Below are 7,701 nucleotides of genomic sequence, written 5' to 3' on the forward strand. Positions count from 1 at the left end.
TATTACTTTTTTGAAACTTTTTTTGGGGCTGATCGTAAATTAATGTACCGCACAGGGCGGAGGGGGAAAATGGAAGCGATTGTAAACAGAAAGATAAAACAAGTTATGAAAGGCGACCAAAACGCGTTTAACGATATTGTTGAAATATATAAAGATAAAGTTTTCCAAATCTGTTTCCGCATGATCGGCAGCCGCGCCGAAGCGGAGGATTTGGCGCAGGAAACGTTTATCCGTGCGTATGTCAATATCTGGAGCTTTAAGCAGGAACGGAAATTTTCTTCGTGGCTGTACAGGATTGCCACGAACTTATGCATTGACCGGATTCGCAAGAAAAAGCCGGATTTTTATTTGGATGCGGAAATCTCAGGGACGGAAGGACTGACGCTTTATTCGACCGTGCCTGCTGAAGGGAAGCTGCCGGAAATGCAGGTGGAAACGTTGGAAATGCAAGAAATGATCCAAAGGGAAATTTTGAAATTGCCGGAAAAGTACCGGATCATTATTGTATTAAAATATATTGAAGAACTGTCATTGAATGAAATCAGCGAAATGCTGGACATTCCTTTAGGGACGGTCAAAACGAGAATCCACCGCGGGCGGGAAGCACTGAGAAAACAGCTGGGGAAGTTATAAGGAGGAAGCAAAATGGATGCATGTTCTGAGAGAATGATTCTCTATATGCATGAATACTTGGATGAAGACATTCCGGAAGATCATAAGAAAATCCTCGAGCACCATCTGGAAACATGCCGGGCGTGCAGACAACATTTTTACGAATTAAAGAAAAGCATTTTCTATGTCCAAAGCCTTCCTAATATACAAGCCCCCCCCGGATTTGCCAGCCGCGTGATGGACAAACTGCCGAAAGAGAAAAAACGGGTGGGGGCGAGACGCTGGGTAAAGTCGCATCCTTTCCTCGTCTCCACATGCTTGTTTTTAATCTTAATGGCGGGTGCGATTTTTTCGGAATGGAACAACCCGAACGAATTTTCCGTTACGAAAAATAAAGACATTATTGTCAAAGGGCATATGGCGATTGTGCCGAAAGGAAAAACCATTAAAGAAGACATCACCGTAAAGAATGGGAATATCCGGATTGAAGGGAAAGTTGAGGGGAATGTTACGGTTATAAGGGGAAATGAGTACATGGCATCCGCCGGGGATGTGACTGGGAATGTGGAAGAGATTAATGAAGTTTTTGAATGGATTTGGTATAAAATAAAGGATACGGGACAGGATGCATGGAGGCATTTGAATTGAATATAAATATAATGATGCGGGGCCGGGGACCGGTTCCCGCTTCCTTTTCGCGGGAGGTACGCAAAAACTCCTTTTCTTCTGCAAGAAATGATATAATAGAACAGTTGAAAACAGAGGATATGAAGTTTGATGAATTAATGGAGGCAGGGTCATGCATATTGCTGATTTCCCCATCTTGAACTATCTCTCCAATATTGTTGATGTACTGGTCGTCTGGTATGTGATATATAAATTGCTGATGATCATCCGCGGAACGAAAGCGGTCCAGCTTTTGAAAGGGATTTTTGTCATCATCATTGTCAGGAGTCTCAGCAGTTTGCTCGGCCTCCAGACGCTTGCGTGGATGATGGACCAGGCCATTACATACGGCTTTTTGGCGATTATCATTATTTTCCAGCCGGAATTGCGGCGCGCGCTTGAGCAGCTGGGAAGGGGGAGGTTCTTTTCACGGGCAAACAGCCAGGAAGAAGATGAACAAGCCCATTTGATTGAAGCCATTGTCAAGGCGACCAGCTATATGGCCAAACGCAGGATCGGCGCCCTGATCTCGATTGAAAGGGGAACAGGCTTAAGTGATTATATCGAAACCGGCATTCCGCTTGATTCCGTTGTCTCTGCCGAACTTTTGATCAATATTTTTATTCCGAATACTCCGCTCCATGACGGCGCCGTGATTATCCAGAAGCGGAAAGTTGCCGCCGCTGCCTGCTATTTGCCGCTTTCTGAAAGCCCCTTTATTTCGAAGGAACTCGGGACAAGGCACCGGGCGGCAGTCGGGATCAGCGAAGTGACGGACTGCCTGACAGTTGTCGTATCTGAGGAGACAGGCGGGATTACGGTAACAAAAAACGGTGAGCTCCACAGGGATTTGAGCCTGGAACAATTACAGGAAATGTTGGAAGTTGAATTGAAACATGTCCAAAGAACAAAGGAACCTTCCTTGTCGAAATGGAACTGGAGGGTAAGAAAACATGGATAAACTAATGGATAATCGTTGGTTTATGAGGATTTTGGCCCTTATCCTGGCAATTCTGCTCTATATTTCAGTGGCGGTGGAAAACGACGGCAGTAATAAAATTATCGGCGCCGCGACGAAAAACAGCAGCGGCACCATCCAAAATGTCCCTGTCCAGCTCATTTACGACAATAAAAACCTTGTCGTATCGGGGGCCCCTAAAACCGTTGATGTGACGGTGACCGGCCCGAAAGTCATTGTCCAGCAGGTAAAAGCAGCAAGGGATTTTACCGTTTATATGGATTTGAGCAATGCGCAGATCGGCAGGCAAAGAGCCAAGCTGAAAGTGAAAAACCTTTCGGACAAACTAAAATATAAACTGAGCCGCACTTATGCATACGTCATGGTGCAGGAAAAAGTATCCAAAGTTTTCAATGTGGAAGCGGAGTACGATAAAGACTTGCTGGCAACCGGATACGAAGCATCCGCACCGATTGTCAACCCGAGAACGGTGAAAATCACCGGGGCGAAGGATGTTGTGGAAAAAATCAGTTACGTCAAAGCGACTGTTGAAAACAGCAGACCGATTACGGAAAGTTTTACGAAGGAAGCAAATATTAATGTTTTGGACAAGAATTTAAATAAATTGGATGTCACCGTTAATCCAAGCAAGGTGGATGTCACGGTGAACGTCACGAATCCGAGCAAGACCGTGCCGATTTCCGTGAACCCGATCGGCACCGAGAATGATAATGTCACAGTGAAAAGCATTACGACCAACCCGAAAAAAATCACCATTTACGGCACAAGCGCCCGGCTTTCCGGTATAGAGACGCTGCCTGTCAATATCGACATCAGCAAAATTACGAAAGATGCAAAAATAGATGTGCCGATTTCCCTGCCGGACGGAATCAACAAAGTCGATCCGGAAATGGTCACCGCCACGATCAAAGTGGAACCAAAAATGGATGAGAAAAAACTGACGGATATTCCGATCAAGGAAAAAGGGCTTGACGGCGGTTATGAAATGGAATTCCTTTCCCCGAAGAGCGGAACGATTGATATCGTTGCGGAAGGCACGAAAAGTGATCTGGACAACATTTCGGCCACTGACTTTAAAGTATCGGTCAATTTATCCGGTTTACAGGAAGGGAACCATGAAGTCAATTATATTGTGTCGGGGCCGAAAAACGTGACATGGAAGTTGTCCAGCGATAAGGCCAAAATACGTATAACTGAAACAGCACAAAAGACAGAATGACTATCCGGAAAAGAAGGAGCGAAACCTGATGGGTAAATATTTTGGAACAGATGGAGTTAGAGGCGTTGCAAATACTGAACTTACGCCGGAACTTGCTTTTAAACTGGGCCGCTATGGCGGATATGTTTTGACAAAACATGCAAATGAACGCCCGAAAGTTTTGATTGGGCGGGATACCCGCATTTCAGGGCAAATGCTTGAGGGGGCGCTTGTTGCAGGGCTTCTCTCGATCGGTGCGGAAGCAATGCGGCTTGGCGTCATCACAACACCCGGTGTTGCTTATTTAACAAAAGCACTGGGGGCACAGGCCGGCGTCATGATTTCGGCATCGCACAACCCGGTGGAAGACAACGGTATCAAGTTTTTCGGCCCGGATGGTTTTAAGCTGTCCGATGACGAGGAAGCGGAAATTGAGGAACTGCTCAATCACGAAACGGATGACCTGCCGCGCCCGGTCGGGAAAGATCTCGGCATTGTGAGCGACTACTTTGAAGGCAGCCAGAAATATTTGCAGTTCCTAAAGCAGACGGTTGATGAAGAATTCACGGGCATTCACGTAGCGCTCGATTGTGCCAACGGATCCACTTCTTCGCTTGCCACTTATCTTTTTGCTGATCTAGATGCGGATGTTTCCACGATGGCCGCGTCCCCGAACGGCCTGAATATTAACGACGGGGTCGGTTCTACGCATCCGGAATCCCTTGCCACATTCGTAAAAGAAAAAGGCGCGCATGTCGGGCTTGCGTTTGACGGCGACGGCGACCGTCTGATTGCGGTCGATGAAAAAGGCCAGATCGTTGATGGCGACCAGATTATGTACATTTGCGCCAAATATTTAAAAAACGAAGGGTTTTTAAAGAAAAATACGGTTGTCTCAACGGTGATGAGCAATCTCGGTTTCCATAAGGGCTTGGAAGCGCTGGGGATCAACAGCGTCCAAACGGCGGTGGGCGACCGTTATGTTGTGGAAGAAATGAAAGCAAACGGCTATAACCTGGGCGGCGAGCAGTCTGGCCATATTATTTTCCTTGACCATAACACGACCGGCGACGGCTTACTGACCGGTCTGCAGCTGATCAATATCATGAAGATCACGAACAAGCCGCTTTCCGAATTGGCGTCGGAGATGAAAAAATATCCGCAAAAACTGGTGAACGTGAAGGTAACCGATAAACATCACGTCGAAGAAAACGAAAAAATCAAGGCGGTCATTGAAGAAGTGGAAAAGGAAATGGCAGGAAACGGCCGCATCCTTGTCCGCCCGTCAGGCACCGAACCGCTTGTCCGTGTGATGGCGGAAGCGCCGTCGGCAGAAGACTGTGAAAAATATGTTTCCCGCATTGCTTCTGTCGTTGAAGCCGAAATGGGCCTGAAAGAATAATGGTTTTCCTGATGCATAAGGGGGGAACGCAGCAACCCTCTTATGCATATTTTATGTTGTAAGTTGTAAAATATGTTGACGAAGAGAGCAGGAATAGGCTATGATAATGGTGTTGTTTTCTCTTCATTTTGCAGGGAAGGAGGATAGTGGAAAGATTTTCTATAAAGCGCCAGAACTAAATCCGGGACGGAAATGGATTTAGTTGACGAGGAGGAGGAGTATCGAAGTTTTCGGCGGATACCTCCCGGTTGCCACACAGCCGTATGCTTTTCCACAAATCACCGGGGTGACCCGGTGGACAAAAGGAAAAGTATGTGGAAGAGAAAACGGATCATGTTTGATTTTTAACGTGCAAGAAAAACAGAATTTCAGACATTTTAAGAGATAAGGGGGCAGGACTGCTCCCGGTGGTTCTTGCCCCCTTGTGGTCCAAGGAGGAAGAACAAATGTGTGGTATTGTTGGTTATATCGGAACAAATGATGCGAAAGAAATTTTATTAAAAGGCTTGGAAAAACTTGAATATAGAGGTTATGATTCGGCGGGGATCGCACTCCGGAACGAAGCGGGCGTACATGTTTTCAAAGAAAAAGGGCGGATTGAAGACCTCCGCCATATAGTCGACCCGAATGTTTCGGCTACAACCGGCATCGGCCATACGCGCTGGGCAACCCACGGCGCGCCAAGCAGGGCAAATGCCCATCCGCACCAAAGCGCATCCGGACGTTTTACCCTTGTGCACAACGGTGTGATTGAAAACTATACATTGCTGCAAAAAGAGTATCTCCCGGATGTGGCTTTAAAGAGCGATACGGACACCGAAATCATCGTGCAATTGGTGGAAAAATTTGTGCAGGACGGCCTTCCGACGGCGGAAGCTTTCCGGAAAACGCTGCTGCTTTTGAAAGGTTCTTATGCCCTTGCCCTCTTGGATGAACAGGACGGAAACACCATTTATGCGGCGAAAAAGAAAAGCCCGCTCCTTGTCGGGGTCGGGGACGGCTTTAACGTGGTTGCGAGCGATGCAATGGCTATGCTGCAAGTGACAGACCAGTTTATTGAGCTAATGGACGAAGAAATGGTCATGCTCACCCGCGAGCATGTCACCATCCAAAATTTGGCAGGTGAAATAGTCAGCCGCAAGCCGTACAAACCGGAAATCGATGCAAGTGACATTGAAAAAGGCACATATCCGCATTATATGCTGAAAGAAATCGATGAGCAGCCGCTTGTGATGCGGAAAATTATCCAGGCGTATCAGGATATTGATGGCAGGCTTTCCATCTACAGCCAAATTATTGATGCCGTAACGCAGGCGGACCGGCTTTATATCATTGCCTGCGGTACAAGTTATCATGCCGGCCTTGTCGGGAAGCAGCTGATTGAAAAACTCGCAAAAATCCCGGTTGAAGTCCATGTATCGAGCGAATTTGTATATAATATGCCGTTGCTTTCGGAAAAACCGCTGTTTATTTTCATTTCGCAAAGCGGCGAAACAGCTGACAGCCGCGCTGTGCTTGTGAAAGTCAAAGAAATGGGCTACAAGGCGCTGACAATAACCAATGTACCAGGATCAACTTTGTCCCGTGAAGCGGACTATACTTTGCTGCTTCATGCCGGACCTGAAATTGCGGTGGCATCGACAAAGGCGTATACCGCCCAGATTGCTGTCCTGGCGATCCTTGCCGATGTGGCAGCGAAATCGCGCGGCTACAGCGAAGATTTTAACCTCGTCCATGAGCTTGGCCTTGTTGCAAATGCGATGGAAGTGCTGTGCGGGTCAAAAGAAGAAGTCGAACAAATGGCATATGATTATTTGACCGTGACGCGTAACTGCTTCTTCATCGGTCGTTCGCTCGATTATTTTGTCTGCCTTGAAGGCGCGTTGAAGCTCAAAGAAATCTCTTATATTCAAGCGGAAGGATTTGCAGGGGGCGAGCTGAAGCATGGCACGATTGCGCTGATTGAGGAAGGTACACCGGTTGTCGCCCTCGCAACGCAAAAAGATGTCAACTGGAGCATCCGCGGTAATGTGAAAGAAGTCATTGCCCGCGGCGCCAACCCTTGCATCATTTCCATGAAAGGCTTGAACGAGGAAGGCGACCGTTTCATCATTCCGAAAGTACACGAACTGTTAACACCTCTTATCTCTGTTATACCGTTGCAGCTGCTTGCTTATTATGCGGCCCTGCACCGCGGCTGCGACGTCGATAAACCGAGGAATTTAGCCAAATCGGTTACAGTTGAATAAAAAAAGGCCTGGGGAAAGCCAAGTTTTATCTCCCTGCTAAAAAGTCCGTACCCATGCTAAAAAGTTGGTACCTGCTGTTAAATAGTCGGTACATTAGAGAAAAGAGCGTGGGGAGAAAAGAACGGGCAGACAATTATTTATTCAATCGTTAAATCAATACCAATTCAGGCTGGATCCAATAGTGGTCCAGTCTTTTTGTTTTGTCCAATAATTCCTCAATCCCTTGTCAATAGTGGGTTTACGGGGTGTCCAACACTGTTCCAGTTGGTATCTTCACAATATCAAATTCAATATGATTCCATGTCTCTTTCAATAGTTTTTAATCATTTTTTCCATTATTTTCTCTTGATTCTTTTCTCTGTTCGGTACGAATTTTTTTACATTTGCAGAATATTCGATACAAGCCAGAGCGGAAAAAAGAGGGGATATTGGAGGAAAGATGGGCCTTTGAGGGAAGAACTTAATAACAGAAGAAAGAAGGAAAAAAGGGGGCGTGGAGCTTAGAGCCGCAAGGGTTTGAGGGGGGTGAGGGAGTGAGGAGGGAAAATTCCAAGTAAATAACAGCTAAATACCGAAACTTCAATTTTTATAAGTT

General features: G+C 46.5%; 6 protein-coding genes. All 6 read left to right on the forward strand.

The annotated features are described in order from the left end of the window. The first annotated feature begins 69 nt into the window (after nucleotides 1–69). The gene (gene sigW / locus BpJC4_RS15200) at nucleotides 70–633 is read left to right on the forward strand and encodes an RNA polymerase sigma factor SigW (RefSeq protein WP_151698157.1); all 564 of its coding nucleotides are present in this window, start codon (nucleotides 70–72) and stop codon (nucleotides 631–633) included. A 12-nt stretch (nucleotides 634–645) separates the two neighbouring features. Further along, nucleotides 646–1,260, forward strand: coding sequence for a zf-HC2 domain-containing protein (locus BpJC4_RS15205; RefSeq protein WP_151681650.1), 615 nt, complete (start codon nucleotides 646–648; stop codon nucleotides 1,258–1,260). Between the two features lie 151 nt (nucleotides 1,261–1,411). Beyond that, complete coding sequence (cdaA, locus tag BpJC4_RS15210) at nucleotides 1,412–2,239, forward strand: diadenylate cyclase CdaA (RefSeq protein WP_151681649.1); 828 nt, start codon at nucleotides 1,412–1,414, stop codon at nucleotides 2,237–2,239. After that, a complete protein-coding gene (locus tag BpJC4_RS15215; RefSeq protein WP_151681648.1) occupies nucleotides 2,232–3,476 on the forward strand; it encodes a CdaR family protein in 1,245 nt (414 codons plus the stop codon). The genes cdaA and BpJC4_RS15215 overlap by 8 nt, the downstream gene beginning before the upstream one ends. Before the next feature lie 28 nt (nucleotides 3,477–3,504). Further along, nucleotides 3,505–4,857 (forward strand): phosphoglucosamine mutase, encoded by a 1,353-nt coding sequence (gene glmM / locus BpJC4_RS15220; protein ID WP_151681647.1) that lies wholly within the window; start codon nucleotides 3,505–3,507, stop codon nucleotides 4,855–4,857. A 446-nt stretch (nucleotides 4,858–5,303) separates the two neighbouring features. After that, on the forward strand, nucleotides 5,304–7,106 hold the full coding sequence (gene glmS / locus BpJC4_RS15230; protein ID WP_151698158.1) for a glutamine--fructose-6-phosphate transaminase (isomerizing): 1,803 nt from the start codon (nucleotides 5,304–5,306) through the stop codon (nucleotides 7,104–7,106). Nucleotides 7,107–7,701 lie beyond the last annotated feature (595 nt).

Source organism: Weizmannia acidilactici (assembly GCF_008974185.1).
GTDB classification, from domain to species: domain Bacteria; phylum Bacillota; class Bacilli; order Bacillales; family Bacillaceae_C; genus Weizmannia; species Weizmannia acidilactici.